The organism is Kineosporia rhizophila (genome assembly GCF_021277265.1).
GTDB classification, from domain to species: Bacteria; Actinomycetota; Actinomycetes; order Actinomycetales; family Kineosporiaceae; genus Kineosporia; species Kineosporia rhizophila.
This window is the reverse complement of record NZ_JAJSOH010000002.1, coordinates 49,429-75,988: the sequence shown is the minus strand read 5'-3', so window position 1 is coordinate 75,988 and position 26,560 is coordinate 49,429. Positions and strand designations below refer to the sequence as shown.

At 70.1% G+C, this 26,560-nt stretch carries 30 protein-coding genes; 17 read left to right on the top strand and 13 right to left on the bottom strand.

Translation table 11 applies throughout. The features are described from left to right. From LWF15_RS03775 to LWF15_RS03765, 3 genes are all read left to right on the top strand, one after another. Entirely contained in the window at window positions 1-843 is an 843-nt protein-coding gene (locus LWF15_RS03775) for an alpha/beta hydrolase (RefSeq protein ID WP_332879870.1), read from the top strand. An 81-nt stretch (window positions 844-924) separates the two neighbouring features. Then, window positions 925-1,107 carry a DUF4236 domain-containing protein gene (locus tag LWF15_RS03770; protein WP_232808930.1) on the top strand — a complete coding sequence of 61 codons (183 nt, stop codon included), beginning with the start codon at window positions 925-927 and terminating at the stop codon, window positions 1,105-1,107. 52 nt (window positions 1,108-1,159) lie between these two features. Beyond that, window positions 1,160-1,663 carry an SRPBCC domain-containing protein gene (locus tag LWF15_RS03765; RefSeq protein WP_232808929.1) on the top strand — a complete coding sequence of 168 codons (504 nt, stop codon included), beginning with the start codon at window positions 1,160-1,162 and terminating at the stop codon, window positions 1,661-1,663. A 122-nt stretch (window positions 1,664-1,785) separates the two neighbouring features. Here the strand turns inward: LWF15_RS03765 and LWF15_RS03760 are convergent, their stop codons facing one another. Next, complete coding sequence (locus LWF15_RS03760) at window positions 1,786-3,327, bottom strand: alpha-amylase (RefSeq protein ID WP_232808928.1); 1,542 nt, start codon at window positions 3,325-3,327, stop codon at window positions 1,786-1,788. 483 nt (window positions 3,328-3,810) lie between these two features. Then, the gene (locus LWF15_RS03755) at window positions 3,811-5,055 is read right to left on the bottom strand and encodes a winged helix DNA-binding domain-containing protein (protein WP_408622696.1); all 1,245 of its coding nucleotides are present in this window, start codon (window positions 5,053-5,055) and stop codon (window positions 3,811-3,813) included. Between the two features lie 270 nt (window positions 5,056-5,325). On the opposite strand from LWF15_RS03755, the gene LWF15_RS03750 reads away from it, so the two are divergent. From LWF15_RS03750 to LWF15_RS03740, 3 genes are all read left to right on the top strand, one after another. Beyond that, window positions 5,326-6,135, top strand: a complete 810-nt coding sequence (locus tag LWF15_RS03750) for a hypothetical protein (protein WP_232808926.1) — start codon at window positions 5,326-5,328, stop codon at window positions 6,133-6,135. Window positions 6,136-6,326: 191 nt separating this feature from the next. Then, window positions 6,327-6,767 carry a DoxX family protein gene (locus tag LWF15_RS03745; RefSeq protein WP_232808925.1) on the top strand — a complete coding sequence of 147 codons (441 nt, stop codon included), beginning with the start codon at window positions 6,327-6,329 and terminating at the stop codon, window positions 6,765-6,767. A gap of 122 nt (window positions 6,768-6,889) precedes the next feature. After that, a complete protein-coding gene (locus tag LWF15_RS03740) occupies window positions 6,890-7,918 on the top strand; it encodes a DNA polymerase III subunit beta family protein (protein WP_232808924.1) in 1,029 nt (342 codons plus the stop codon). 66 nt (window positions 7,919-7,984) lie between these two features. On the opposite strand, the gene LWF15_RS03735 is transcribed toward LWF15_RS03740, so the two are convergent. Continuing rightward, window positions 7,985-9,535 (bottom strand): lysyl oxidase family protein, encoded by a 1,551-nt coding sequence (locus LWF15_RS03735; RefSeq protein WP_232808923.1) that lies wholly within the window; start codon window positions 9,533-9,535, stop codon window positions 7,985-7,987. A gap of 453 nt (window positions 9,536-9,988) precedes the next feature. Here LWF15_RS03735 and LWF15_RS03730 point away from each other — a divergent pair, with 453 nt between their 5' ends. Continuing rightward, window positions 9,989-10,681: a hypothetical protein gene (locus tag LWF15_RS03730; RefSeq protein WP_232808922.1), complete on the top strand. Its 693-nt coding sequence runs from the start codon at window positions 9,989-9,991 to the stop codon at window positions 10,679-10,681. Between the two features lie 204 nt (window positions 10,682-10,885). On the opposite strand, the gene LWF15_RS37270 is transcribed toward LWF15_RS03730, so the two are convergent. Then, window positions 10,886-11,746: a calcium-binding protein gene (locus LWF15_RS37270; RefSeq protein ID WP_232808921.1), complete on the bottom strand. Its 861-nt coding sequence runs from the start codon at window positions 11,744-11,746 to the stop codon at window positions 10,886-10,888. A 374-nt stretch (window positions 11,747-12,120) separates the two neighbouring features. Between LWF15_RS37270 and LWF15_RS03720 the strand changes: the two genes are divergently transcribed. Together LWF15_RS03720 and LWF15_RS03715 are read left to right on the top strand one after the other, a co-directional pair. Beyond that, on the top strand, window positions 12,121-12,543 hold the full coding sequence (locus LWF15_RS03720; RefSeq protein WP_232808920.1) for a hypothetical protein: 423 nt from the start codon (window positions 12,121-12,123) through the stop codon (window positions 12,541-12,543). Then, a complete protein-coding gene (locus tag LWF15_RS03715; protein ID WP_232808919.1) occupies window positions 12,492-13,187 on the top strand; it encodes a response regulator transcription factor in 696 nt (231 codons plus the stop codon). Before LWF15_RS03720 ends, LWF15_RS03715 begins: the two co-directional genes overlap by 52 nt. A 19-nt stretch (window positions 13,188-13,206) precedes the next feature. Here the strand turns inward: LWF15_RS03715 and LWF15_RS03710 are convergent, their stop codons facing one another. Then, window positions 13,207-14,364 (bottom strand): SGNH/GDSL hydrolase family protein, encoded by a 1,158-nt coding sequence (locus LWF15_RS03710; protein ID WP_232808918.1) that lies wholly within the window; start codon window positions 14,362-14,364, stop codon window positions 13,207-13,209. A gap of 232 nt (window positions 14,365-14,596) precedes the next feature. Here LWF15_RS03710 and LWF15_RS03705 point away from each other — a divergent pair, with 232 nt between their 5' ends. Both LWF15_RS03705 and LWF15_RS03700 read left to right on the top strand, forming a co-directional pair. Next, window positions 14,597-15,199 carry a DUF4126 domain-containing protein gene (locus LWF15_RS03705; RefSeq protein ID WP_232808917.1) on the top strand — a complete coding sequence of 201 codons (603 nt, stop codon included), beginning with the start codon at window positions 14,597-14,599 and terminating at the stop codon, window positions 15,197-15,199. A gap of 61 nt (window positions 15,200-15,260) precedes the next feature. Then, complete coding sequence (locus LWF15_RS03700) at window positions 15,261-15,617, top strand: hypothetical protein (protein ID WP_232808916.1); 357 nt, start codon at window positions 15,261-15,263, stop codon at window positions 15,615-15,617. A 59-nt stretch (window positions 15,618-15,676) separates the two neighbouring features. Here the strand turns inward: LWF15_RS03700 and LWF15_RS03695 are convergent, their stop codons facing one another. Continuing rightward, window positions 15,677-16,183 carry a DinB family protein gene (locus tag LWF15_RS03695; protein ID WP_232808915.1) on the bottom strand — a complete coding sequence of 169 codons (507 nt, stop codon included), beginning with the start codon at window positions 16,181-16,183 and terminating at the stop codon, window positions 15,677-15,679. A 593-nt stretch (window positions 16,184-16,776) separates the two neighbouring features. On the opposite strand from LWF15_RS03695, the gene LWF15_RS03690 reads away from it, so the two are divergent. Further along, window positions 16,777-17,412 carry an aggregation-promoting factor C-terminal-like domain-containing protein gene (locus LWF15_RS03690; RefSeq protein WP_232808914.1) on the top strand — a complete coding sequence of 212 codons (636 nt, stop codon included), beginning with the start codon at window positions 16,777-16,779 and terminating at the stop codon, window positions 17,410-17,412. Here LWF15_RS03690 and LWF15_RS03685 read toward each other — a convergent pair. The 3 genes from LWF15_RS03685 to LWF15_RS03675 are packed head-to-tail and all read right to left on the bottom strand — an operon-like array spanning window position 17,409 to window position 19,533. Beyond that, a complete protein-coding gene (locus LWF15_RS03685; RefSeq protein ID WP_232808913.1) occupies window positions 17,409-17,960 on the bottom strand; it encodes a GNAT family N-acetyltransferase in 552 nt (183 codons plus the stop codon). The two genes, LWF15_RS03690 and LWF15_RS03685, sit on opposite strands and share 4 nt — an antisense overlap. Then, a complete protein-coding gene (locus LWF15_RS03680; protein ID WP_232808912.1) occupies window positions 17,957-18,610 on the bottom strand; it encodes a class I SAM-dependent DNA methyltransferase in 654 nt (217 codons plus the stop codon). Before LWF15_RS03680 ends, LWF15_RS03685 begins: the two co-directional genes overlap by 4 nt. Beyond that, on the bottom strand, window positions 18,607-19,533 hold the full coding sequence (locus LWF15_RS03675; protein ID WP_232808911.1) for an AraC family transcriptional regulator: 927 nt from the start codon (window positions 19,531-19,533) through the stop codon (window positions 18,607-18,609). The genes LWF15_RS03680 and LWF15_RS03675 overlap by 4 nt, the downstream gene beginning before the upstream one ends. A gap of 81 nt (window positions 19,534-19,614) precedes the next feature. Here LWF15_RS03675 and LWF15_RS03670 point away from each other — a divergent pair, with 81 nt between their 5' ends. Further along, window positions 19,615-20,517: an SDR family NAD(P)-dependent oxidoreductase gene (locus tag LWF15_RS03670; protein WP_232808910.1), complete on the top strand. Its 903-nt coding sequence runs from the start codon at window positions 19,615-19,617 to the stop codon at window positions 20,515-20,517. 44 nt (window positions 20,518-20,561) lie between these two features. Continuing rightward, window positions 20,562-21,263, top strand: coding sequence for a GAF and ANTAR domain-containing protein (locus LWF15_RS03665; RefSeq protein WP_232808909.1), 702 nt, complete (start codon window positions 20,562-20,564; stop codon window positions 21,261-21,263). A gap of 13 nt (window positions 21,264-21,276) precedes the next feature. Here LWF15_RS03665 and LWF15_RS03660 read toward each other — a convergent pair whose 3' ends face one another. Then, window positions 21,277-21,948, bottom strand: coding sequence for a M23 family metallopeptidase (locus tag LWF15_RS03660; protein ID WP_232808908.1), 672 nt, complete (start codon window positions 21,946-21,948; stop codon window positions 21,277-21,279). A gap of 148 nt (window positions 21,949-22,096) precedes the next feature. On the opposite strand from LWF15_RS03660, the gene LWF15_RS03655 reads away from it, so the two are divergent. After that, window positions 22,097-23,008 carry a ribonuclease Z gene (locus tag LWF15_RS03655; protein WP_232808907.1) on the top strand — a complete coding sequence of 304 codons (912 nt, stop codon included), beginning with the start codon at window positions 22,097-22,099 and terminating at the stop codon, window positions 23,006-23,008. Here LWF15_RS03655 and LWF15_RS03650 read toward each other — a convergent pair. Then, on the bottom strand, window positions 22,989-23,840 hold the full coding sequence (locus LWF15_RS03650) for an SDR family NAD(P)-dependent oxidoreductase (RefSeq protein WP_232808906.1): 852 nt from the start codon (window positions 23,838-23,840) through the stop codon (window positions 22,989-22,991). The genes LWF15_RS03655 and LWF15_RS03650 overlap by 20 nt on opposite strands. 131 nt (window positions 23,841-23,971) lie before the next feature. Between LWF15_RS03650 and LWF15_RS03645 the strand changes: the two genes are divergently transcribed. Together LWF15_RS03645 and LWF15_RS03640 are read left to right on the top strand one after the other, a co-directional pair. After that, window positions 23,972-25,072, top strand: coding sequence for an SDR family oxidoreductase (locus tag LWF15_RS03645; protein ID WP_269809614.1), 1,101 nt, complete (start codon window positions 23,972-23,974; stop codon window positions 25,070-25,072). Further along, window positions 25,069-25,407, top strand: coding sequence for a hypothetical protein (locus LWF15_RS03640; RefSeq protein ID WP_232808904.1), 339 nt, complete (start codon window positions 25,069-25,071; stop codon window positions 25,405-25,407). Before LWF15_RS03645 ends, LWF15_RS03640 begins: the two co-directional genes overlap by 4 nt. Here LWF15_RS03640 and LWF15_RS03635 read toward each other — a convergent pair. Together LWF15_RS03635 and LWF15_RS03630 are read right to left on the bottom strand one after the other, a co-directional pair. Then, window positions 25,400-25,813, bottom strand: coding sequence for a PIN-like domain-containing protein (locus LWF15_RS03635; protein WP_332879869.1), 414 nt, complete (start codon window positions 25,811-25,813; stop codon window positions 25,400-25,402). The genes LWF15_RS03640 and LWF15_RS03635 overlap by 8 nt on opposite strands. Next, window positions 25,810-26,535 carry a MerR family transcriptional regulator gene (locus LWF15_RS03630; protein WP_232808902.1) on the bottom strand — a complete coding sequence of 242 codons (726 nt, stop codon included), beginning with the start codon at window positions 26,533-26,535 and terminating at the stop codon, window positions 25,810-25,812. The genes LWF15_RS03635 and LWF15_RS03630 overlap by 4 nt, the downstream gene beginning before the upstream one ends. Between the last annotated feature and the right edge of the window lie 25 nt (window positions 26,536-26,560).

The window sequence follows — 26,560 nt, the reverse complement described above, 5'->3', positions numbered from 1 at the left end:
GTGGCTACCCGCAGCCATATCTCTCGCCGACTGTTCCTGACCGCCACCGCCGGTGCCGTGGTCACCGGCGCCGGGGTGGCCGGCTACCTGAGTGGTGTCCTGCCCGGGGTCGGGGGAGCGGAACCCAAATTTAAGACGTTTGACTCCAGCGCGCGCGGAAAGCCGGTTACGTACGGGTGGGCTACTCCGCCCGATCACGAACCTGACGGGCTGCCAGTTGTTCTGGTACTGCACGGCCGGGGAGATGATGCCCACTCCGCCTTCGATTCCCTTGCCGCTCATGAGTTCTTGGCCCAGCACGTGGCCAACGGCGGTGCGCCGGTCGGCATCGCATCGGTCGACGGTGGCGAGACCTACTGGCATCCCCGGGCCGACGGCGACGACCCGCTGGCCATGATCTCCGGCGAACTGCTGCCCCGACTCGGCGAAATCGGCTTCGACACCGGCCGCCTTTCCCTCCTGGGTTACTCAATGGGTGGTTTCGGGGCCTTGATGTTGGCCCGGGAGGCGTCGAACGGCCGCTTCGGGGCGCCCGGCCAGTTGGTGGCCGCCGCTGCCTCCAGCCCGGCCCTCTTCGCCCGGGCCTCGGTCACGTCGGCCGGATCGTTCGACGATGCCGAGGATTTCGAGCGCTGGGGTGACCTGGCCGCCGATCCTGACGTCGGCGACCTACCGCTGTCGGTCTCCTGCGGGGCGGACGACCCCTTCCGGGCCGAGACGGAGCGCTACTGCAAAGCCTGTGACCCGGCTCCGGCCGGCTCGCTCGGCGAGGGTGGGCACGACCACGGTTACTGGCGCAGCCTCCTGCCCGATCAGCTGGTCTTCCTCTCGGAGCGGTCATGATCCAGTTCGGCTTGCGGGAGTGATCGATTGCCCCAATGGTGGACATGTCGGGTTTTCGCCTCGCAGCAAGGGAGAGAAGACATGCCTTTCACGTTCCGCAAACGGATCAAGATGCTCCCGTTCCTGCGCCTGAACGTCTCCAAGACGGGCACCAGCCGTACCTGGCACATCGGTCGCTGGTCGTGGAACTCGCGCAGCCGCCGCCACTCCGTCGACCTGCCGGGTCCGGTGAACTACCAGAGCAAGGCCCGCGGCCGCCGCTGAGTCCGCACTACGCGCCGATGCCCGTGGCCGCCAGGTGGTTCACTTGGCGGTCATGGACACGGCCGTGAGCGGGGTCAGGCACCACACCTTCACCGTCTCCCGGGAGCTGGACGCCCCGCCGGAGACGGTTTTCCGGGTTTTCGCCGACGATGATCTGCGCCGGATCTGGTTCCGCCTGCCCGGCCGCGACAGCGAGTACTCGTTCGACTTCCGGATCGGCGGTACCGAGCAGGCGCGCAGCACGTTCACCCCGCTCGAGGGCGAACCGGAGCTGGTGCACAACCGCTCCCGCTGGATCGACATCGTGCCCGGGCGCCGCCTCGTGCAGTCCTACGAGGCCGCCATCAACGATGTGCTGATGTGGACGGCCCTGCTCACCGTCGAGCTGTACCCACTGCCCGGAGCCACCGGCGAACCCGGCGGCACGCTGCTCGACTGGACCGAGCAGGTCGCCTTCCTCAACTACCGCGGCGACGGCGGGGTCGACCTGCAGCACCTGCGCGGCGCCACCGGCCTGCGCCTGAACGGGCTGACCAAGGCCGTCGCCCAGGCCTGACTCACCTCGAAAAGTCCACCGCCCACCCCCGAGTCCCACCGGTAGGCCGTCGGCGGATCGTGGGTGGGCGGTGGATGATCCGACCCTGGGGCGGCCAGGGCCGGAGCTCGTGGGTCCCGGGCCTAGAGCCGGGAGTCCTGGGTGATCGCGACCGCTGCCCTCGCCGGCACCTTCACCGAGGCTTGGCCGTCGGCGCCCACCTTCACAGTGGTGCCGACGCAGCTGCCGTCCTGAGTGCCGCCGCTGGTCAGATCGCAGTAGGTGCCCTCGGGCAGACCGGTGGCGAACGTCTGCGTCTGGGCGGAGGTGCCGTTGTTCAGCGCCGTCCAGCCGGCCTCACCGCGACTGAACGAGATCAGGTCCGCGCCGTCGTCCGACCAGTTCGTCACCGCCGCGTCGCCCACGCTGTTGCGGAAGGCGACCATCCCGAGCACCGCCGGGTCGCGGTCCAGACAGTTCCAGGCACCGTTGTTGCAGTCGGTGTCGGTGATCAGGCCGTCGGCCCCGGAGGGCGGGGCGTCGTCGTAGGCGTTCCACCGGAACGACGAGTAGACCTGCGGAACACCGTAGTCGTGAGCCAGCACGAACTGGGTGGCCAGCTTCTCGGTCGCGGCGTCCTTGGAGCTGATCGACTCACCGGTGCGGTCGGTGTCGTGGTTCATCACGAAGGTCAGCGACTTGTCCGAGGCCACCAGCCCGTCGCCGAAGTTCTCCAGCGCCGCGAGGTTGCCGCTGAACGCCTTCTTCAGCTGCACCGAGGCGTCCAGGCCGAGCACGCTGCCCAGCTCGGAGTAGGCCGCCTGCGAGAGCTCACCCTGACCGCCGAAGACCTCCAGCGCCACGTAGGGCCGGGTGCCGTCCACGGTCGGGTCCAGACCGTCGATGATCGCCTTCAGGTCGGCCCGCGGGATGTGCTTGGCGGCGTCCACCCGGAAGCCCGAGACCCCGTACCCGACCAGCTTGTTCAGGTACTTGGTGATCGCGCCGCGGACGTAGTCGCTCTCGGTCTTCAGGTCCTCGAGCTTGCCCAGCCGGCAGAAGTGCGCCTGCTGGACGTCGTCGTAGTTCTCGACATCCCCGGAACTGGTGGGACAGTCGGCCGCCTGGTGGAAGTCGTCCTTCGTGTACAGCCCGGGATACGTCATCGCGCTGTACTTGTTGCCGCTGTAGGAGGTGGCGCCGCTCGCGGTCATGTCACTGCCGGACATGTGGTTGATCACCGCGTCCACGTAGACCTTGACCCCGGCGTCGCGGCAGGTCTGCACCATGTCGCGGAACTCGGCCTCCGACCCCATGCGGCTGTTCAGGTCGTAGCCGGCCGGCTGGTAGACCTCCCACCACGGGTGGTGGTCCCAGTTCACCCGGATCGAGTCCTGCGGCGGGGCGACCTGCACGCCGCCGAAGCCGTTCGGCCCCAGCACCTCGGTGCACTCGGTCGCCACGGAGGCCCAGTTCCACTGGAAAAGGTTGGCCATCACGTCTCCGGCCGAGGCGCTCGCAGCAGGTGCGCTGGTTTGAGTGCTGACTTGGGTGCCGGCTCGGACGCTGTCCTGCTGCGGCCAGGCCATGGCCGTGGCGGCGGCGCTCACCACGAGAACGGTGGTGGCACCGGCGACGGTCGCGATGCGCCGCTGCCTGGCCGAGCTTTCTTTACGCCGAGTCACGGCGGTGACCCTAACAGCCCGCAAAACCCCCGTGCACAGCCATAATTGGAACGCACGTCCGACTACTTTGCGTAGCTTAACCATGCATCCCGGCGTGATCACCCAGGTCTTCGGTGCTTGATCGGCGTCGGTTGTCGTCGGAGACAACAGCGCACTTAGCTCCCGTTTAGCCCTCATCGGCCTGACTGCACGGCCTGCTGTGACTCAGGTCACCTGAAATTCTGCGACCTAAACCGGGCCCGCGCGCATCTCAGTAGGTGTGCGGGTACCGGGCTGTCCCCTGAGCGGCCTGGTCCGCACCCGAGGTCGTGAACGCCCGAACGGAGCCGCAGTGGCATCCGCCGGGCTCGTAGCGCCCGGCTGGGTTCAGGGGCCCGGCCGGGTGAGGGCGACGGTGTCGGGGTGGAATTGAGGGCCACCCCGGCACCGCGCCCGCAGGTCGTCGGAGTCACGCGAGGTCGCCCGGCTCCGGTGAACGATGCGCTACTTCATCGCCGGAGAGGGGTACACCGTGCCGATCCGCAGGCCGTCCAGCCAATCGGTCAGGCGGGCGGCCTCCTTGTCGAGCGCGCTGCGCACCCCCGGTGGGACATCCTCCACCAGGCGTACTTCCACGCGCCCGGCCGCGTCCTGCACCCAGCAGCCGACCATCCGGCCGTTCGCCCAGGCGCTGGTGCCTACGTTGCCGCGGGTGTCGAAGAGCCGGGCCTTGTGGGGTCCGAGGTAGAAGTCGCGGGCCTGCCAGCCCATCACGGTGGCGTCCAGCACGGGCAGCAGCCTGACCCAGGGGCCGGGGTCGGCGACCGGCTCGAGGTCCTCGGGCAGCAGCCAGCCGGTCGAGGAGTCTTCCAGCTGCACCGCCTGCGCCCCGAGCTCGGCCAACGCCGTGCGCACCGCCTTCTTGGTCGAGCCCAGCCACCACACCAGATCGCCCTCGGTGCCCGGCCCGAACGACCAGAGCCAGCGCCGCACCAGCTCCCGATAACCGGCGTCGACATCCGGCACCCCACCGTCAGCCAGGCCGTCCGAGTCGCCCGAGCTGGTCGGCTCAGCCAGACCAGCGGAGTCGACCGAGCCACCCGGGCCACCCGGGCCAGCCGAGCCACCGGCAAGCCAGTCCCGGGTCAGTGTCCATCGCGGCCGGGAAGCCACCCAGCGCCCGGTGTTCACACCCCGCACGATGTCGGCGGAGGCGCCGAGCAGGACCAGCATCCGCGGCCCGGCCCAGGTCTCGCCGCCCACCGCGCTCGCCTTCACCCGCAGCCGGGGCACGGCCTCACGGATCTCGGCCGCGGTCAGCCCGGTGGGGTGCTCGGCGAGAACAGCCAGAATCTCCGCCCGCGCCGCGTCCAGCCAGCCGGCGCCCTCCTCGGCAATCCCGGCCGCGACGACGTCCTTGATCAGTTTCGCTCGTTCGGTGGCCGCCACCCGGGCTGATGCGCTGGACCACACCGAAGGCAGCAGCTCCCGGGGAAACACGAACAGGGTGCGCCGCATGGCCAGTTGCTTCACCAGGGACCGCTGCTCGTAGAGCGCCTGGTCCAGATCCTTGGGCTGCATCGACGTGGTCCGGGCCCAGCACGACAAGTACGGCGTGGCCGGCTCGGTGGCGTGCAGTGCGGTGAGCGCCCGGGTGACCGCGTCGGGGGAGTCCGCCTCCAGGCCGGGAACCAGCGCATGACGGACCGCCAGGCGGGAGCGGCGTTCGGCATCGGTGACCAGTCGCACCTCGCCATCATGCCGCCCGGCGACCCACGGCGGGGAAGTCCGGGTCATGGCCTTGATCTGAGCAGGCCCGCCGCCGATGTATCCCTGACCAGACCGTCCACGGCTTCGGGGGCCAACGTGGGTGTCACGACGCTGTCCTGTCCCGCCTGCGCGCGCCTACTGGGGCACCGGCAGACCTTCTGCGAGACCTGCGGGGCCCGGGCCGGCGATCCGCCCGCGCGGCCGGTGCGTAGGCCGGTCGTCCAGGTTCCGGGGCCGCGTCAGGTGCACATGCAGGAGATCCTGACGCCCGCGAGGCAGGGCTCCCGCGGCGGTGGCTGGGGGCTCGGGCTCGGCCTCGTCCTGGTCGTGCTGCTGGTGGTGGCCGGTCTGACCTTCGCCACGCTGAGATCCACCGGAGTGGTGGGCGGTCCGAGCGAGACCGAGCGCCGGGCTGCCGCACTGGCTCAGGAGCAGGCCGACCTGCGTTCCGGCCTGGGTGTTTTCATGGAGATCCGGGCGGTGTTCTTCGGGGCCGAGCGCCGCTACCTGCCGGCCATGCACCAGGCGCGGGTGCAGATCCAGGAGTACAACACCGAACTCGCGCAGGTCGAGGCGCAGATCGACGAGATCAACTCGGCCAACGCCGCTCGCCTGCGGGGCTGCGGCAGTTCCTGCCCCGATCTCGACTACCCGGCCTACCCGAAGATGCCCGAACTGGGGCCGCAGATCAAGGATCTCAAGGCGGTGGTGCAGCGCACCGGCGAACTCCACGGGCAGCTCTCCGCCCTGCGCGAGACCGGTGTTCTGGCCATGGCCTACTCCGACCTGCTCAGCGCGGTGGATCTTCTCGGTGAGGATGCCCGGGAGAACCTGGCCTCGCTGAAGGACATGCGCCGCAAGCCCAAGACCGGGTCGTACGCCGACGGCCGCACCCGCCTGCGCATCGGCACGCTGAACGGGAACAGTTCGCTGCCGGTGATCCGGCGGATGAACGGCAATCTGGTCCGGCTGCTGGAGCGTACCGACCTTCCGGTACGGGGCTACGATCTGCCCGGGGGGCGGGACCGGGACCGGTCCGATCACAGCACTGCGGTCTGATTCAGGCCTGGGCCGGCACAGCGGATCCACAGCGAATCCGTGACGAGTGCCTCATGGTTGAAAGCTAAATAGTTGTTGCTTCAAGTTTCGCGCTCGGTCAGGCTGGACCGGCTGGCCCTCCAAGACCGGCCGCCGGGGAGCGACGGGGCCCCTCGCCGGGCCGGACCTGTGACCTGTCGAAAGGAACTGTCGTGAACAACGCCGTACTGCGGGACGTCGCCGTACTCATTGCCCGGATCGCCCTCGGGGTGGTCTTCATCGCCCATGGCTGGCAGAAGTTCAGCGAGTGGGGCATGGAAGGCACGGCCGGCTCCTTCGAGCAGATGGGCGTGCCGGTTCCCACCGGCAGTGCCTGGTTCTCGGCGATCGTCGAGGTGGTGGGCGGCGCCCTGCTGATCGTCGGTCTGGCCGTCCCTGTGGCCGGACTTCTGTTGCTCGTCAACATGTTCGGCGCATTGTTCATCGTGCACCTGGAAAGCGGCATCTTCGCCGCCGACGGCGGCTACGAGCTGGTCCTGGTGCTGGGTGTCACCTCGCTGCTGCTGGCGGCGGTCGGCGCCGGCCGGTTCAGCCTCGACCAGGTGGTGGCCCCGCGGCTGGCGCAGGGCGCCGGAGCCCTGGTGAAGGCCTGAAAAGCTCCCCAACTGAGGACGGCGGTGGCCAGTGGGCCGTCGCCGTCCCGTTGGGTGCGGCACCAGTGGGGTAACGGCGGTCAGGTTGACCTTCAGGTCGGATGAAGCTCCAGGATGACGGCATGCCCACCGCAGACCTCATGCCCATCGGTACTTTCGCCCAGCGCACCGGCCTGACCGCGAGCGCCCTGCGCTTCTACGCCGACGCCGAGGTGCTGGCCCCGGCCCGGGTCGACCCGTCGACCGGGTACCGGTTCTACTCCGAGACCCAGGTGGAACGGGCCGTGCTGGTCCGGCGCCTGCGGGAGATCGGGATGCCGCTGCCGGCCGTGTCCGACGTGCTCGCCGGGGCGGTCGAGCTGGTCGAGGAACATGTGCGCCGGATGGCCGACAGTGCCGAGAGTGCCCGGCTTCAGGCCGCTCTCATCGTCTCGACCCTGAACGGGGAGGCGGGCGAGCCGGTGCTCACCCTGAGCGGGCCGGTGTTCGCGGCGGCGGTGGATCAGGTGCTCGCGGCCACCGCGCGGCAGGCCGAGCTACCCATCCTGAACGCGGTGAGGATCGAGTTGGCCGACGGTGCCGTGACTCTGACTGCCACCGACCGCTACCGGCTCTCGACCCGCACGCTCACCCCGCTGGATTCTCGGGGGACGTTCGCGGTCACTGTGGATGCGGACGACCTGCGGGCCGGTCTGCCCGAGCTCAGGAGCAGTCATCGGGTATCGGTTTCGATCGGCGAGCGCGCCCTGACCCTTCGGCTGGACGGGCGGGAAGGTGTACAGGAGAGCGGCTACCGGATCCGGCCCGGTGACTATCCCGACCACCGCGCCCTGCTCGAAGGGCTGCCGGAGGTGACCACCCGCGTCCTCACTCAGAAGTCGGCGGTCCTGGCCGCGCTGGAGACCGGGTCGGGCGATCGTGCCGTTCTGCGGGTTTCTCCCGAAAGCCTCCTGATCGGGGAGGTTCCGGTGGAGGCAGTGGTGAGTGGGACGTCCATTGTCGTGCAGTTCGAGCTCACCAACCTGTACCCGGCGATCAGCACCGCGATCGGGACCGATCTGGTGGTGGAACTGAGAGGTGCGGCCCTGCCTGCGACCATCCGCTCGGCCGACCACGGAGACCTCACCACTCTCGCCATGCCGGTGGCCTGAGCCGCCCGAACGAACCGGGCCCCGCGGAACGAGTTCCGCGGGGCCCGGTTCGGTGCGAGGAGCTGGTCAGCCCTTGACACCCTGGTACGGGTAGATCTTCAGAGTGCGCTTGCCGCCCGGCTTGCCGCCGATCTTGACCTTGCGCAGCGAGGAGTTGTTGTCGTAGTTCGCCTCGCCGAGCTTCTTGTCCGGGTTCGCGATCGTCTGGATGTAGTAGATGCCGTTCTTGACCTTGGTGATGTCGAACGACTGGCCCGGCAGGTACTGGCCGTAGGTGTCGCCCCAGCCGGTGCCCAGCACCTCACGGATGCTCAGCAGGTTGGCGTTGCCCTGACCGCAGGCGGTGTAGAGGTCGATCGACTCCGGCTGCCACTGGGCGCCCTCGACGTTCGGGTCGACCGAGTCGGTGGGGGCCAGGCAGAAGGCCTCCTTGCCGCTGATGATCGCCTTCTTCTTGGTCGAGTCGAGCAGCCGGTAGGAGGCGAAGTCCCGGAAGTGCCAGTGGTTGTGGCCCTCGCGCGGGTCCCACTCCATCTCGCCGGCGCCGGTGTAGCCGACCTGCTTGCCGTCCTTGTCGAAGTAGTACTGGTAGGCGTCGAGGACCGGCTTGCCCTTCTGGCGGAAGCCGTCGACCACCAGCGGCGAGGGGCCGGCGTTCCAGACGGTGGCGCCGAAGCTCAGGTAGGTCTTCTTCTTCTTGCTCGAGGTGTCGAGCATGATCTGGTACGCGGGGAGCGAGCGCAGGTCGGGCTTGGGCAGGTCGTCGACCGCGGCGGCGCCGAGACGGTTGCCGGTGGGCGCGGTCTTGGCCGGCACGTTGGGCTTGCCGAGCGCGGCCTTGCGGTCCATCTCGCGCTGGGCCTGCTGCGGGGAGAGGTTCTCGGCGTCGGGGTCGATGCCGGCCGGCTGCTGGCCGTGGCTGTGGCCGGCCTCCGCGGCGGCGAAGCCGATGCCCTGGTCCTCCTTGACCGTCTTGACCTTGACCTTGATCTTCGAGGTGGCCTCGGCGGCGGGGATGCCCAGGGCCTTGGCCCACTGCTTGTTCACCGTGGCCTCGACGGTGTACGTGCCGTCCTTGCCCTTGAACTGCAGGGGGTTGTTCCAGTCGGCGAAGACCGGGGTGGACCAGCCGCCGGGCAGGCCGAACAGGCCACCGATCGCGTAGGGGTGGTAGCCGCACTGCTTGGGGTAGGGCGACTCGGCCGCGCCGTCGGGGGCGATCCGGCTCTGCTGGTCGGAGTTCAGGCAGAAGTCGAGCTTGCTCTTGTGCACCGTCTTGCCGGCCCGGGTGACCTTGAGGTCGAAGAACTTGGTCAGCGTGGACGGGCTGGCGGTGATGTTGGCCGGCAGGGTCTTGGTGACCTTGCTGTCCCCCTCGCCGACGATCAGCTTGGTGGTGATCGGGTTCTTGTAAGACTTGCCCCGGTCGGTGCGGATCTCCAGGGTCTTCGGCGCGACGGCGTAGAAGCCGAGGCCGTAGAGGGCGATCGGCTCGCCCTTGAAACGCTGCACGCTCTGCGTCTTCACCGGCACGACGAAGTCGAGCGCGGCCTTCGAGGTGGCGGCGGACTCGGCCCCGGAGACCTGCCCGGCCGCCTCCACGGCAGCGGCGGTCATGACAGAACCCGCCATCACGGCGGTCAGGGCCACGGCGGCGACAGGTGCGACGCGCCTGGCGGCAGGGCGGCGGATCGGGCTCACGGGGGTCCCCCTCATGGGATCAGGAATGGCATCACCTCAAGTGACGCATTACCGAACCATAAGGTTGTCTGGGACGAAGCCGAATCAGCCTCCGGGATGATGCTCGCCGCGCGAAGGGGCCGCGGCGATCCTCCCGAAGGATGAGTATCAGACGACTGTCTTTTTGCCGTGGCGGGTGGGTGACGCTCGGTGGGCAGTCGCCGAGACCGCACTGCAGCAGGGCGATCTCGCTACGGTCGGCTGGGCGGGGATGACCGTGAGGTGTCGATCGCGCTCGCTCGGCCCAACTGAGGCCCGATCCGGCCCCGCATGGTTCAGGGGTGGTCTATCGTTCGGCGACCCGGATCTGCCGACGAAGGAACGCCGAACGTGATCAGAAGGTTTCACCTGGGTCACTACGTGCTGGCCGGGCTGCTGGCCGTGACCACGCTGGTCGTCCTGGCGCCGGGTGTGTCCTTCTCGTTCGGCTCCTCGTACGGCCCTTCGGACGGGTCGAGCACGGCCGAGGAGCTGTGGGAGTCGGGTCCGTCGGGCATCGGTGGCGCTGAGAACGACCAGTGGGTGATGGAGGACGCGCAGGCCCGCACCATGGAGATCGCGGGCTGGGGCACCGGTTACATCACCTCGAAGTTGTGGAGGCTGGCCCGCGACGGGAACGCGGACGTGGACGTGGACGTGTGGGCCTACGAGCACAAGGCGACGGCCAGCCCGCGAAGTCGCGCCGGACAGCCGGATCCCGTGGTCAGCCGCCTGTACCTGCAGGCCACCCCGCGGACGCCGGTCGAGGAGTGGCTGGACTGGTCGGGTAGCCCGTCGGCGGACTTCCGGATGAACGGCGACGTGCCGGGGGAGGCCTCCCTGGCGGTCGAACCCGGCTGGTTCGCCCCGGCCGGCGGGCAGAGCGCCTCGTACGTCACGGAGTTCACGGTGAAGGCCGGGCAGCGGCCGGTTTTCGATCCGGTGCAGGAGATCGAGTTCCGGTCGGTCTGGCGGACCACCCGTTCATGTTCCGCGAACGGGTCCGAAGACGAACCAGAAGACTGCGTCACCGACCTCAGCTGACCGAGCGTGGTCTCCTGAGCGAACCGCAGAACCCGCTCACGGACGTCTGTGCTCGGGTGGCCGCCCGAACCCGCCTACGGGTGCCGGTGGTGGGTGGACCACAGAACCCGCTTGAGGACGTTTGTGCTGGGCAGTCGCGGTGACCTCGCCTTCGGTGGGTTCTGGGTCCTGTTCTGTGGATCACTCGCCTACTGCGGGGCAGGTCTAGTCGTGTTCGATGTGGTCGCGGCCCGGGCCGCCGGAGATGGTGTCGGTGCCGGGGCCGCCGTACAGCCGGTCGTTCCCGCTGTTGCCGAAGAGCTCGTCGGCGCCGGCCCGCCCGTAGACCACGTCGTTTCCTTCGCCCCCGTAGAGCCCGTCGGCCCCGGCGCCCCCGTCGAGCAGGTCGTCACCGCGGTCGCCGCGCAGGAACGAGGCTCTCTTGTCGCCGTAGAGCTTGTCGTCGCCGTTGCCGCCGTGGGCCGAGTTGTAGCCGCCGCCGATGCGGATCGTGTCGTTGTTGTTGCCGCCCCAGACGCCGCCCAGGTCGCCGATGCCGCCGGCCGTGATCTGGTCGCGGCCGTCCTGCCCCCAGATCCCGCTGCCGTCGATAGCGCCCGGCTGCGGGCGGGTGTCGGCCTTGTCGTTGCCGGCGCCCAGCCAGAACTCGTTCGAGTAGTAGGCCTGCCGGGTGCGGTTGTGGAAGCGCACGGTGTCGCTCTGGTCGCCGAGCCGGAACTTGGCCATCACGTACGGGTCCTGCGACTCCCGGCCCTCGACCAGGCAGACCACCTCGGTCAGGTCGGCGGCGGCCGGGTACTCGCAGCCCTCGCCCGCGTCGATCGGCTGCGAGTCGTCGATGGTGTAGCGGTAGAACCCGTCGTCGGCCAGCTCGGTGGTGACGGTGAGCTGGTTGGCCTGCCCGGGGGCGGCCGTGTAGTGCAGGTACCAGTTCTCGACCTCGGCCTGCCCCTGCGCAGCGCTGCCGGCCAGAGCGGGAGCGGCCGGCCCGAGAACGGCCGAGGCGCCCAGAGCCAGAGCCGAGGCAGGTAGCAGAACCCGGCGAAGTGCAGTCTGAGTGAGCACGACTGGTACCCCCTGGAGCGATGCGAGCGTGACCTGCCTCACTGTACGCCGGAGGGCATTCCGGCTGCCGGGCGATCCGGCCATATGTGGATAACTCGGCGCGTCTGTGGACCGGCGCGACCTTCTGATCAGTGTGGGGTGTTTGACCGTCACCACCGCACGCAGCCATGACACAGACTTCATACGCGACAACGAGCGCGCCGGACCTCTTCTGCCCCTTGGGTGGCAGAGGCTGCTCGGCACCCGAGGAGGGGCGGGTGCCGGGCGCGATCCGGCTGGGACGACTGGTCTTCTATTGGTGACCAGACGTGATGGTGCGTCACTTTCGGGTGACATATGGTGAGTCTTGCACTGCCTGCTGTCATACTGCGCCCGTGTCGTCACCGCCCGTCGAGCGCGAATCGCAGGCACCGGCCCTGCGCCCCGCAGTCGGCAGCCGGGCCCTGGTTGCGGCCGGACGCAACCGTCCTGGCCTTCCCCGGCGCCCCCGCGAGCGGCTCGTGGCCGATCCGGCGCAAGCCCGTCAGCTACCCACCCAGGTGTCTCTGACCTGCAGCGTCCGGCCGGGTGAAGCCGCTTCTTCCCGCCACCTCGGTCAGGGCGGGCGCGCCGTCGGGAAGCTCGCCGACGGCCGAGAAGGCACACCCGCTGAACCAACACGTAAGGACGTCGTCTCCGGGGACACCGGCGGCCGGGTACGGGTGAGCCGGCTGGTCAGTGACGACCGGCTCCGGGTGGAGGTGGCATGGGAAGCACGGACGGCGCGGACGGTGGACGGCCGGACGGTGCGGCTGTGAGCGCCGACGTGCAGGTGGTTCTGGTCGACGACCACCCGGCCATCCTGGCTGGGGTGCAGGCCTGGATGGCGCTGGCCAGCCCGGCGGTCGATGTGGTGGCTGCCGGGTCCGACCTGTCGGTGGCCTGGCTGGAGCCCGGTCGTTCGGTGCCTGTGGTGGTGATGGACCTGCAGCTCGGCGGCGCCCCGGCCTACGCCGACCTGTCGCGGCTGGTGGAGCACGGCCGTCAGGTGGTCGTCTACTCCATGCGCGAGGACAGCGACACCGCGCTGACCTGCCTGGAGATCGGGGCCTTCACCTACCTGACCAAGGCCGAGGGGCAGGCCCACCTGGTCGACGCGGTGCGGGCGGCGGCCGAGTCGCGGCCCTACGTCTCGCCGTCGCTGGCCGGGGCGATGGGGGTGGACAGCCGCCGGATCCGCCCCGACCTCGCGCCCCGCGAGATCGACGTGCTGCTGGAGTGGTTCCGCTGCGAGTCCAAGGACCTGGTGGCGCAGAAGCTCGGGATCTCCGCCCGGACGGTGTCCACCTACATCGACCGCGTGCGGATCAAGTACGCCAACACCGGCCGGCCCGCCTCGACCAAGGCCACGCTGGTGGCCCGGGCGATCCAGGACGGGCTGGTCTCGCTCGACGACCTGTGAGCCGGGATCTCAGCGGGGTTCAGGAGAGGGTGTCCTCGAGCGCCCGGCGGATCTCGGCCTGCCCCCGGGCGTTCGGGTGCAGGCTGTACGTCGGGTTCACCGGGTCTACGTAGGTCAGCCAGCGCCTGGCCGGCACCTGCTCGCAGGCTGCGTGCCCGGCGAACGGCTCCACCAGGTCCACGAACGTGGTGCCCGGTACCTTCTGGGCGATCAGCTCGGTGCGCCGGTTCAGTTCCAGGGTGATCGCGTTGATCAGGTCGGTGGCCGGCTTTCCGAGTGGGGCGCAGGCCTGGGGATCGTTCGGCGGGAACAGCATGGGGTAGCCGGTGACCGCGAGGTGGGCGTGCGGTGCGGCCTCGTGCACGGCCCGGAAGGTGCGCTCCAGCAACGAGATCCCGCCGTGCTCGGGCAGCGGCGTGGTCATTGCGGCCAGGGCGCGGGTGGCCTGGGCCAGGGCCTCCTGGCAGCCGGCAGCGGGCAGGCACGAGGTCAGGATCTTGCCCACCCCCACGTCGTTCCCGCCCACCGAGAGCGTGACCAGGCTGACGTCCGGGGTGGCGGCCAGCCGCGCGAGCTGCCCCGGCTCGCCCTTGGATCCGGCCAGCAGCCCCGGGATCGTGACGCCGCTGCAGGCCACGTGCCGGAAGGTGGTGCTGCCCCCGGCGGGGACACGAGCCCGGTCGGCCAGCTGGCGGGTGGCGGCGGTGGCTGAGCGGTGGCAGCCGTTGGCGGTGGTGTCGTACTCGTCGGTGACGAAGGGCGGGTCGGCCTCGCCGGAGGCGTAGGAGTCGCCCAGCGAGACGAACGAGACGTCGTCCAGCACCTGCGTGCTCGTGGTGCTCCGGGAGCCGTCGGGACGGCTGGCGATGAACGCCATCCGGCCACCCCGGGAGCGGTCGCGTACCCGGCACTCGGCCGCCGAGCCGCTGGTCTTCAGGCAGCTGGCTCCCCGGCCGGTCCAGGTCAGGGTGGTGCCGGCGGCGGCCTCGACGGTGAACGTGGTGTCTCCGATCACCGGCCGCAGCACCTTCTCCGGCGGCGGGGTGAGCCACTGAGGCTGGTCGGACTGCACCGCCGACGCGGTCTGGGTGACCCAGGCGACCGATGTCACCACCGTCGCCGTGGCCACCACCGCGGTGACCGCCGAGCACAATCGACCGGATCTGCCGAGCTTCATCGTCTTCCCCCGTTTTCCCCGTGAAACCTGGCCAAGACCGTAGGACGGGGGTGCGCGGCTTTCGCTGGAACCGGGGGTAATCCAGTGAACGGGGGACGAGGGTTTGGGGCGCGTCGCCGTCGAGGTGAGGCTGGTGGGGTGCGGGGGTATCGGTGGCGCAACGCGCCGGATCCGGAACAATCGCGGCCATGACAGCTGCTCTGCCCCTTTCCTGCGGATCCCTGGAGGCGTCGTGTTCGCGGCGCTGACCGGTTCCGGCCTCGCGGCGGCGGCCGGGCTGAACGCCTGGATCCCGTTCATGCTGGTGGCCCTGACCGCCCGGACCAGCGACCTGATCGAGCTGCCGGGCGACTACGACTGGGTGATCAGCGACTGGGCGATCGGGGTCGGGGCCCTGCTGCTGCTGGCCGAGCTGGTGCTGGACAAGGTGCCGGTGGTGGACCACTTCAACGACCTGGTGCAGACCGCGGTCCGGCCGACCGTGGGCGGGCTGATCTCCAGCGCCACGTTCAGCGCCCAGAACCTGGACAACAGCCAGTGGATGCGCGACAACCCCTGGGCCGGGGCGGTGATCGGCGTGGTGGTGGCCGGGCTGACGCACGCGACCAAGTCGGCCGCCCGCCCGGTGGTGAACGTGAGCACGGCCGGGGTGGGGGCGCCGGTGGTCTCGACGGTCGAGGACGTGCTTTCCCTCGTGCTCAGCGTGCTGGCCGTCTTCGCGCCGGTGCTGATCGTGATCGCGCTGATCCTGCTGGCCTGGCTCATGTTCGTGATCTGGCGCAAGTGGGCGGCCCGGCGACGGCGTCGGGAGGCCGCAGTGGCGGGCGGCACCTGAGGCTGCGAAGCCGGTACTTCGGGACGATTCGCCCACCCGGACGGCTGCCTAGCTTGCTGGTGTGCATCTTGTCGGTCAGCTTCTGCTCCGGGCCGCGGTCACGGCGATCAGCGCCGGGTTCACGCTCTTTCTCTGGTTCGTCTTCCTGGTGTTCTTCTCGGGGGACTGGTTCCACGGCGTCTCGGCCATGTGCCGTAACGGTGTTCCGGACTACCCGCCGATGAAGGAGCGGTTGTTTCCGCTCTCGCAGGCGTGCGTGTACACCGACGGCCGGACCGAAGAACTGGTGCCGTGGATCGCCAATCCGGTGATCGCCCTGGCCGGTGCGCTGACCCTGTACTGCCTCTTCCGGTGTCTGCGAACGGTGAACGAGATGGTTCGGGCGGTGGCCGGGTACGCGAGGTCGTTGCGGGCCTGACCCCCCGCTGAAGCGCAGGTGCGAGGGTGGGCGGATCTCGGTGGCGGGACCGGTGTCGCCTACTCGCCGCGGACACCGTCGATCGCCTCGCGGATCAGGTCGGCGTGGCCGTTGTGCCGGGCGTACTCGTCGACCAGGTGCAGCAGGACCCAGCGCAGTGACACGGTGCGGCCGTTGACCGGGTGCACGACCGTGTCGCCGAGGGTGAGCCCGGTGGTGATCCGGCGCGAGTGGGCGACCTGCTCGCGCCACGTGGCCAGGGCGGCTGGGCCGGTGGCGGTGGCCAGGTGCACGAACTCCTCCTCCGCGTCGTCGGTCTCGGTGTAGAGCTCGGGCGGGTTCTCGTCGGCCAGGACGACCTGGAAGTACCAGCGCTCGACGGCGGCCAGGTGCCGGAGCAGACCGAGCAGGGTGAGCTGCGAACTGGGCACCGGGTGGCGCCGGAGGTCGGCGTCGGCCACCCCCGCACAGTTGCGCACCAGGGCCTCGCGCTGGAAGTCGAGGTAGCCCAGCAGCAGGGCGCGCTCATCGGTCGAGGCCGACAATTCCCATCGTGAATCGTCCATGAGCACAGCGTGCCGGAGGGGTACGACAAAATGGACTCGTCTCACCCTCCGGGGCCGATCCGTAGCCTGCGGTGAAAAGACGCGGGCGACCCTTGTGCTCAGGCTTAACACAGGTCACCTTGGTCTCTGTGACAACGGTGGCGGGTGCGCGTGAGTGGCCGGAACCAGCCACCCTCACCGGCGGCCGCTACCCCAAGCGGTCCGAGCTTCGCAGGGCCGAAGCGCGACGTGGCCATAACGGTTCGTCTGCCCGTCCCGCTGACAGCCGGCCGTCCGGTGCTCCGCACAGTTCGTTGCGTCCCCCGGCCGCCCCCGTAGCTGCCGCTCGCAGCGTTGAGGCCCACAAGCGTCCTCAGTTACAGCAGTTCCCGTACTCGCACCCGCCGGTCGCCGTGGCGCCTACCCCGGCGGTTCTCCCTATACCGCAAGCCAATCCGCGCCGCCCCGCGGGCATCGACGTACCCCTGCCGCCGCAGGTCTCCTCCGATCCGTTCCGCAACCCCGCGCAGGCGGCGCCCATGGTGCCGATCGCCTTACCCGCCACTCGCCCGCCGTTAGGTAGGGGCGTTACCGGAGCCGCGCGTCTTCTGGTGATGGCTCTCGTCGTGGGTGCGCAGGGGGTCGGGGCGTCTTACCTTGCCGATCACGCCCTCCCACTGTTCGGCGATGGCGAGGGCGCTGCCTCGGCCGCCTTCGTGCTCAGCGATGAAGAGCGGCAGAACCAGGCTGCCGAGCGGGAGCAGGCCGAGGCCGAGCAACGGGCGGTTGCGGCAGCGGCGCAGGAGTCGGCTGCGCTCAACAGCGCGGTCAAGGAGGCCTCGCCGGCCAAGGCGGAGGCCGCGCTGGCCCAGTACACGCAGGCCAAGGCCGCGGCCGACCGGATCAAGGCGGCCGAGGGACGTCGTGAGCGGGCCCTGCGCAACGCCCAGCGCGACCCTCGGTCGGCAGCCCGGGTGATGCTCGAGGACCGGGGTTGGTCCTCGGCCGAGTTCTCCTGCCTGGACTCGCTGTGGACCAAGGAGAGCCACTGGAACTACCAGGCCACCAATCCCTCGTCCGGGGCCTACGGCATCCCGCAGGCCTATCCGGGCAGCAAGATGGCCTCGGCCGGTTCGGACTGGCAGACCAACCCGGTCACGCAGATCCGCTGGGGCCTCGACTACATCGCCGAGCGTTACGGAACCCCGTGCGCAGCCTGGAACTTCAGTCAGGCCCACAACTCGTACTAGCGGGTCAGCGCCACTCGGGCCACATCGGTGAAGCCCCGGCGGCGGTACCAGGTCAGCGGCCAGTCGTCCTCGTCCGCCCCCACGATCACCGTGTTCACTCCATCGGCGTGCAGTCGGTGCAGGGTCGCGGCGAGCAGCGCATCGCCGAGGCCTTGCCCGCGCCAGGCCGGGAAGATGTCGACCTCCTGCAAACGTGCCCACCCACTTTCGCCGAAGTGACCGATCGAGCCAACCACCCCGTCCTCTGTTGTGCGCCCGAAATACATGGTCAGACGCAGGATCGCGGTGCGTTCACGAAGAACCGCGACCATTGCGCGGACTTGAGGTGGGGGTACGCCGAAACCGGCCTCTACCTCGATGCGCAGCTCCTCGTAGAGCTGCCAGTCGGCGGGGGAAGAGATTTGTTCCAGGGTGAGCTGTTTGGCGACAGGCGGCGGTTCGCCGGTGTGGGCCAGAAGAGCCTTACCTATGGACGGGTCGTCAGCCGCCAGTTCGCGGGTGTGGGGGAACAGCAGCCTTTCTGACGTAAGCGCCAGATGGTCGCTCATGCTCGCGGCCTGGTGGCCAGAAGATGTGCGTACGGACGGGTTTCGTGAGGTGGGCGCGGCTCGTGCACCAGGCGGGCCTGGACCTGCAGCCCGGCATCAGTGAGCGCCTGCTCCACCTCGTCCGGCACCAGGCGCTGCAACGGCAGCGTGACCGGATGGTCGAGCCAGCTGGTCATCCGGAGCGGCTCCTCGCGCACGCTGAAGGCCAGCAGGGCCACCCCGCCCGGCCGCAGCGCCCGGTGGAAGCCCTTGAAGGCCTGCGCAAGATGTTCTGCCGGAACGGTGTTGAACGAGAACAGGGCCACGATGCCGTCGAGGCTCAGATCGGTCACCCGCAGGTCGAGGACGGAGGCCTCGTGGAAGGACAGGTCCGGGTAGGTCTGACGGGCCTGCGCCAGCATGGCCGGGGAGAGGTCGAGGCCGAACGCGTCCAGGCCGAGTTCCCGCAGCCAGTGGGTGACGTGGCCGGGACCGCAGCCCACGTCGGCCACCCGGGTGCCGCCGGCCTCGCGCACCAGTTCGGCGAACAGCGGCAGCATCGCCCGGTCGTAGGGCCGGTGGGCCAGCTTCTGGCTGCTGGCCTCGGTGTAGGCCTGCGCCACGGTCTCGTAGGAGTCGCGGGTGGCAGTCAGGAACTCGGGTTCGCTCACGAAGCCACGGTATGGTCCCGGCGACCACGCCGGTACTCCCGGGGCGAGACGCCGACCACCCGCTTGAAGGCCGTGCTGAGCGCGCTCTCCGAGCTGTAACCCACCTCGCGGGCGATCCGGTCGAGGGTCTGGTCACCCTGGCGCAGGCGTTGCGAGGCCAGTTCGATCCGCCAGGCCGTGAGGTACTCCAGCGGGCCCTGCCCGACCACCTGCTTGAACCGGGCCGCCAGCGAGGAGCGCGAGACCCGGCTCACCGCGGCCAGTTCGGCCACCGTCCAGGCGTACCCGGGCCGTTCGTGCAGGGCCCGCAGGGCGCCGGCGACGAGCGGGTCGGACAGCCCGGCCAGCCAGCCGTGGACCTCGGCGGGGCGGTGCCGCAGGTGCAGGCGCAGCACCTCGATCAGCATCACCATGGCCAGGTGCTCGGCGATCGGCCCGGCCCCGAAGTCACCTCCGGCCAGTTCGGCGCCGATCTTGGCCAGGGCCCAGTGCACGGTCCCGGCCTCCGGCAGACCGCCCGGGACGTGCACCACCGGCGGCAGGTTCTGCAGGAGCACACTGCGGGCGCGCTCGTTGAACAGGAAGCCGCCGCCCAGCAGGAGCACGTCCTCGCCGTGCCCGGCCCGGGCCGGAGCGGGACCGGCCGCCGCGAAGATCGGGGCAGCCGCCAGCGCAGGCCGGTTCAGGTCGCTGGCCAGGACGAACGCCCGCGGCTGGGTGAGCAGGAAGCAGTCGCCCGGCGCCAGGTCGATCGGTGCGGGCAGGCCCTCCACCTGCAGCCGGCACCGGCCGCGTTGCACCGAGTTGAACTTGACCCCGAGGGGCGGCTCGAACCGCACCGCCCAGTCGCCGCCCGCCACCATGCCGCTGGAGAGGTAACTGGTGGCGCCGACCACCGAAAGAACGTCCTGAAGCGGATCCATGAGACCTCTCGCTGGACGATGGATGAAGAAGCCTGGACTCAGGAAGACGATAAGTCCACGAGACGGGTCGTTGTGGAGGACATGATCACGACTTCCTTCTCAGCCCGCACCACCGCGTCCGAAATTCTCGAGGGCGTCGACCTGACCGGCCGCCGAGCGCTGGTCACCGGGGGCGCCTCCGGCCTCGGGGCCGCCACGGTCCAGGCCCTGGCCGACGCCGGGGCGCAGGTCACGGTGGCCACCCGTAACCCTGACCCGGCCTCGTCGGCCGTTCGGCTGGACCTGAGCGACCTGCAGTCGGTGAAGGCCTTCGTGCAGAACTGGCACACCCCGCTGGACATCGTGGTGGCGAACGCCGGTGTGATGGCAGTGCCCGCCCGCCAGGTCACCGCCGAGGGCTGGGAACTGCAGTTGGCCACGAACTTCCTTGGCCACTTCGCCCTGGTCACCGGCCTGCGCGAACACCTGCGGCCGGGCGCCCGGGTGGTGGTCGTCAGCTCCGGGATCCAGCGGCAGGCGCCGTTCGACTTCGAGGACCCGCACTTCGAGCGCCGGGCCTACGACCCGTGGAGCGCCTACGCCCAGTCGAAGGTCGCCGACGTGCTCCTGGCCGTGGGGATCACCCGCCGGACGGGGGTGATGGCCAACGCCCTGAACCCGGGCTACATCCACACCAACCTGCAGCGCCACGTCGACGCGCAGACCATGCGCGCGCTGGGCGGGATGGACGAGGAGGGCAATCTGGTCACGCCGGACTACTACAAGACGCCCGAGCAGGGGGCCGCGACCTCGGTGCTGCTGGCCGCCTCACCGCTGGTCGAGGGCGTCGGTGGCCGGTACTTCGAGGACAACCAGGAGCTGCCGGTGGTGAAGGCGGACGCCGACGGGCCGGGTGTGGCCGAGTGGTCGGTGGACCCTGGGGCGGCCGACCGGTTGTGGGACTACGCGGCCTCGGTGGTGGTCAGGGCCTGGGGCGGGAGGTAGCAGATCGGATGGCTGAGCGGGGGCGGCCGTCGTAGCGTGCCAGCATGTCCAAGCTCCCTGCGACGGTCCTGGCCGACCTGCTGAACATCCGGTTCGCCGACGCCACGCTGGAGGAGGTGCTGGGCCAGTACGTCCGGATCGCGAAGGCCGGGGTGCCCGGGGTGGACGAGGCCTCGATCACCCTGATCCGGCAGAACCGGCCCTTCACCGCCGGCTACACCGGTGATCTCGCTCTGGCGGCCGACGAACTGCAGTATGAGCGCGGCTACGGCCCCTGTATCGACGCTGGTACGTCCGGCACCGAGCTGGTCATCCCGGACATGCGCGAGGAGACCCGCTGGCCGGACTACTCCGCGGTGGTGGTCGAGCGGGGAGTGCTCAGCTCCCTCTCGATCCCTCTGCCGGTGCAGACCGAGCTGGTCGGCGGGCTGAACCTGTACGCGCGCAAGCCCGGGGCGATGGGCCCGGAGTCGCTGGAGGCGGCCCGCGAGGTGGCTGCGCACATCGCCGTGGCCATCGGCAACGTGGTGTCGTACCAGGACAGCGCCAAGCTGGCCGCGGACATGCAGGCGGCGATGGCCAGCCGCGCGGTGATCGAGCAGGCCAAGGGGGCGATCATGGCGCAGAACCGGTGCACGGCCGACGAGGCGTTCGAGATCCTGCGGGTGGCCTCGATGGGCCGCAACGTGAAGCTGCGCGATCTGGCCACCGACATCGTCGAGAGGTTGCAGGCCCCGTCCGCCTGAGTCCTGACGCGGCTCAGCCGGCCGGGCCGATCACTGCCCGTTCCGTGGGCAGGGCGTTGTGCCGGACCTGAGCGGTCGTGCCCGGCCGCCGGGTCTCGGTGAAACGGCGGAACAGGATGGGGACGCCCAGCGCGGTGCCGAGGTCGAGGCGGTCGCTGACCTGCAGGTGCAGATGCGGCTGGGTGGAGTTGCCGGAGTTGCCGCAGTCGGCCAGATGCTGGTGAACGCCGATCCGTTCACCTTCGGCCACCCGTAGCGACCCCCGCCTCAGGTGTACCAGGGCGAGGTAGGGCCCGGTGGGGGTGATTTCGACGATCAGGTGGTTGCCCGCGACGGCGGCCGGGCCCTGGGCGAGACGCCGGGCCTGGCCCAGGGCGTAGGGGATGAGCGTGAGCTGGGACCGGCGGGCCTCGTGGTCCGGCTCCCCGTCGTGGGCCCTCACCACCCGCCCGGCGATCGGCGCGAGCACCGGTCGGCCGAAAGCGTGGAACAGTTCTGGGGGTTCACTGGCCAGCAGGGTGCGCCAGGTGCGCCGGGACGCGCTGCGGTGCCGTTCGTCCACGGCCACGAAATCGATGGCGTACCGGCTCCCGAGCCGGTCGGTGCCGTGGCTGGGCACCCGCTCGGCCGGGCTGTTCTGCACCAGCCAGGAGCCGGTGAACGGCAGTTCGAGAACGATCGTCACCGGTCGAACTTTACGTCCGGCTTAGGGTGATCGAGAGCGGTTCGGGATCTAGGGTTGACCGCATGGCGATGACTCTCCCAGTCTCCGGGCTCGTGTCGGCCGGACCGGGCCACGACGGTGCCCCGGTCCGGATCGGATAGTTCGGCGCATGGGCCGCAGGGAGATCGTTGCGTTGGGCACCTCGTGCCAGGTGCCCACCCGCGAGCGCAATCACGTGGCCACGCTGGTGCGGCTGGGCGAGGTCAGTGTCCTGGTCGACTGCGGCGAGGGCACCCAGCGACAGATGCTGCGGGCCAGCGCGGCCAGTTCGCGGGTCTCGGCCCTGTGCCTGACCCACGAGCACGGCGACCACACCTACGGCGTGCCCGGTTTCCTCAACCGGCGGCGGCTGGACGGGGCGGTCGGCCCGCTGCCGATCGTGGCGCCGGAGGCCGCGCTGGAACGGCTCGATCTGCTCACCCGATTCGCCACCCGAGGCGATGTACCGCTGCACCGGTGGGTCCCCGCGCCTTCGGACGGCCTGGTCGAGGTGATGCGGCTGAACGAGTGGGGCGTCTGGACGGCACCTCTGAAGCACGGGGTACCCACGGTGGGCTACCGGTTCGTCGAGGACGACGGGCGGCGGGTGGTGCCGGAACAGGCTCGCGAGCGCGGGGTCTGGGGTCCGGAGATCGGAAGGTTGCAGCGGGGTGAGCAGATTCGCGGGGTCTCGCTCGACGACGTGAGTGTTCCCCGGCCCGGTCAGCGCATCGCCGTGATCATGGACACGGCGGTGTGCGACGGGGCTCTGGCTCTCGCGCAGGGGTGTGACCTGCTGGTCGTCGAGGCCACCTACGTGGAGGCCGAGGCCGCCCTGGCCGAGGAGAACCTGCATCTCACCGCCCGGCAGGCGGCCACACTGGCGGTGGAGGCAGGGGTTCGGCGTCTCGTGCTCACCCATTTCTCCTCACGTTACGGAGATCTGGACGAGCACGCCAAGGAGGCCGGGGCCATTCATCCCGACGTCGTGGTGGCGCACGATCTGCAGACGGTTGCGGTGCCTAGTCGACGTCTTCAGTAGCGCGGAACACGTTGCCCTCGCTCGCCGGGCTCGGCTTGCGGGCCAGGGCCAGGAGATTGAACAGGGGGCCCACCAGGACGTCGTAAAGCCTTGGCACAACGGTGAATCCGAGCCGCATCAGAGGGTTGAACGGGCCCACCGCGGCGTTGTGGCGGCGCTTGTCCACCACCCGCAGCACCTTGCGGGCCACCGCCTCAGGGCTGAGCACCGGCGGGGGAGGCGAGCCGGCCCGGCCCACGTAGGTGGCGGCCATCCGGTAGATGCGCGTGTCGATCCCGCCGGGCGACACCAGTGCCACGTGCACCTCGGGAGTCTTGCGGGCTTCCTGCTGCAGGGTGCGAGCCAGCCCGTGCACGGCCCACTTCGAGGTGGCGTACGCGCCCATGCGCGGGGCGGTGATCTGCCCCAGCACCGACCCGATGATCACCAGGCTGCCGCTTTTCGCCGGCTCGAAGACGCGCAGCGACTCACGCGCCACATTGGCGGTGCCGTGCACGCCGACGTCGACCACCCGTTCCCAGACGTGCCTAGGTACCTCGGTGAGCCTGCCGTAAGCCACCACTGCGGCGGTGTGGACCACCACGTCCAGGCCACCGAACTCCTGCACGGCCCGGTCCACGGCACTACCCACCGCCGCGCTGTCGCTGACGTCCACGACCTGGGTGAGGGCCCGGCCGCCCACCTTTCGGCAGCGCTCGGCCAGATTCTCCAGTTCGCCGGCGGAGCGGGCGGTGAGGAGGAGCGAGGCCCCGCGCTCGGCGTAGGCCAGGGCGACGGCGGTGCCGATCCCGCCGCTCGCGCCGGTGATCAGGACTACCGGTGGTGCCTGCATGAACGCCTCGTCTCGTGGTCGAACGGTCCCGGTCAGCCTGACAATCAAGGACGTCGGTGGCGACTTGGGAGGGCATCGCGGGCGGGCGGGTCGACTTGCAGGGCGGCCGGGCCCCTGCATCACTGATCACCATGTCCTCCGTCGTATCTGGGAAGAATCCGCCTGTCGTCGTGGTCACCGGGGCGAGCGCCGGGATCGGCCGGGCCACCGCGGTGGCCTTCGCCGCCCGCGGGGCGAAGGTGGCGCTCCTGGCCCGGGGTGAGACCGGTCTGGAGGGCGCGGCCCGCGAGGTGCGCGAGGCCGGGGGCGTGCCGCTGGTCATCCCGGTCGACGTGGCCGACCCGGAGGCCGTGAACGCGGCCGCCGACCGGGCCGAGGCCGAACTGGGACCGGTGGACATCTGGGTGAACTCGGCGTTCTCCTCGGTCTTCGCCCGCTTCGCCGAGATCAGCGCCGAGGAGGTGCGGCGGGTCACCGAGGTCACCTACCTGGGCACGGTCTACGGCACCCAGGCGGCGCTGCGGCTGATGAAGGCCCGCGACCGGGGCACGATCGTCCAGATCGGCTCGGCCCTGGCCTACCGGGGGATCCCGCTGCAGAGCGCCTACTGCGCGGCCAAGCACGCGGTGCAGGGCTTCCACGAGTCGCTGCGCATCGAGCTGCTGCAGGAGGGCAGCGGGATCAGCACCACGATGGTGCAGATGCCCGCGGTGAACACCCCCCAGTTCTCCTGGGTGCTCTCCCGGCTGCCGAAGCAGGCCCAGCCGGTGCCCCCGATCTACCAGCCCGAGGTGGCGGCCCGCGCGGTGCTGTTCGCGGCCGACCACCCGCAGCGCCGCGAGTACTGGGTGGGAACCGGCGCGGCCAAGACCATCCTGGGCAACGCCCTGATCCCGGCCGTGCTCGACCGTTACCTGGTGCGCACCGGCTTCGACTCGCAGCAGACCCCCGACCCGCGGCCCGCCGACCAGCCGACCAACCTGTGGGAGCCGGCCGACGGCCCGGGCGGGCGCGACTTCGGCTCGCACGGCATCTTCGACGACCAGGCCCGCACCTGGAGCAAGCAGCAGTGGGTGGCCCACCGGTTCGGTGAGCTCTCGGCCGCGGCCGGCGGCACGCTCGGCCCGGCCGCCAGCAACCTGGGCGCGAGCCTGATCGACATCGGCACCCGGGCAACTGGCAAGATCGGCGGCATGGTCACCGATGCCCGCCGCCGGCTGGGCGCTGCATGAGGCCCGGGGTCGTCGCGCTGACGGGGGCGGCCTTCGGGGCTGCGCTGCTCTGGCAGCCGCGCCGCGTCCTGGCGCTGACCGGGGCCGACCCGGATCTACCGGGTGCGGTCGTCGCCGCCCGGGTGCTGGGCGCCCGTCATGTGCTGCAGGCCGTGGCCATCAGCGCCGCGCCCACCCAGGCCGCCCGCTGGTCCGGCCGGATCGACGGCCTCCACGCCGCCAGCATGCTCGCCCTGGCCACCATCTCTCCCGAATACCGGCGCGCGGCCCTGGCCAGCGCCGGTATGGCGGGGGTGCTGGGCGCCGGAGCCACCCGGAGCGTGGGCTTCAGCTGATCGCGAGCTTTTCGATGCGGCCGGCCTGGACGGAGTAGAGGAAGGGCCCGGGCTGAGCACCGGCCCGGGCTATGGCCGGCAGGTTCCGCAGGTAGCACTGGGCCATCTCACTCGAACGCAGATTGGCGTTGGCGAGGCAGAAACACCGGGCCTGATGCTGGTGGATCATTGCCCGCTCCGCGGGTCGGCGACGGATCCGGTCGTCCTTCATGAACAGGATCCAGCCCTGCTGAGCGGCCTCCGCGATCCATGTGACATCTTCCACGCCCTCGTCCTGGGGTATGCCGTAGTACTCGGCGAGCGTGGTGAGCTGGACACCAGCCTCGCGGAGAAGCTGGGGCACGAGAATCCGCCCCAGACTGCGGTCTACGAAAACGTGAGGTAGTCGGGGCGCTCTCCGGCTCACGCGGCCGTGGGGCGGGACGCTGCGCGGACCGCGTCTTCCAGTTCGTCTTCGGGGACGCCGTACTCGGCTGACACCGTGGCCAGGGACTCTCCGGCCCAGAACAGCCCAAGCACATCTTCCAGGCGGGCTCCGCCCCGTTGAAAAGTCGGCTGGCCGAAGTTTCGACCTGGGGCAGCCACCACTTTGGCGCTGCCGAACCGGGGCAGACGTATGAGCTGTGCGAAGTCGTCGGACGCGAACTCGATCTGCTGGAGGTACTGCGCGACGACCTCGGTGAAGGCCCGCTGACCATGACGGACCACGACGAGTTGCCTGAGGGCCGAGGCATCTTCGGGATCCTTGCTGTGCCGGCCGAAGTCGTACAGCACCTCCGCGCCGTCGGTGTAGAGGCGCCGGGAGGCCAGGACATGGTCCATCCCGAACTCTGTCCGGAGCTGATCCAGAGCCGGCCTGATCCGCTGCAGCGGCACTCCGGACTTACGGATGCCGGCCAGGACGAGGCCCTCGGCCAAGCCGATGAACGGGACACTGGCCGATCCCCGCCCCTCCACCGGAATCCTGGTGACCGCGGCGGGCACGTTCTGCTGCTCACCGGTCTCCGCCGGCCGACGATGGCTCTGGGCCCAGGAGCGGAAGGTGGAGTTGCTGACGCCCAGGTACCTGGAAGCTTCGGCCACCGTGTAGAGGGGAAGGGAGAAGCGTTCGTCCGAGAGATCGTTCATCGACGTCGGGCCCTTCCCTCTCGGC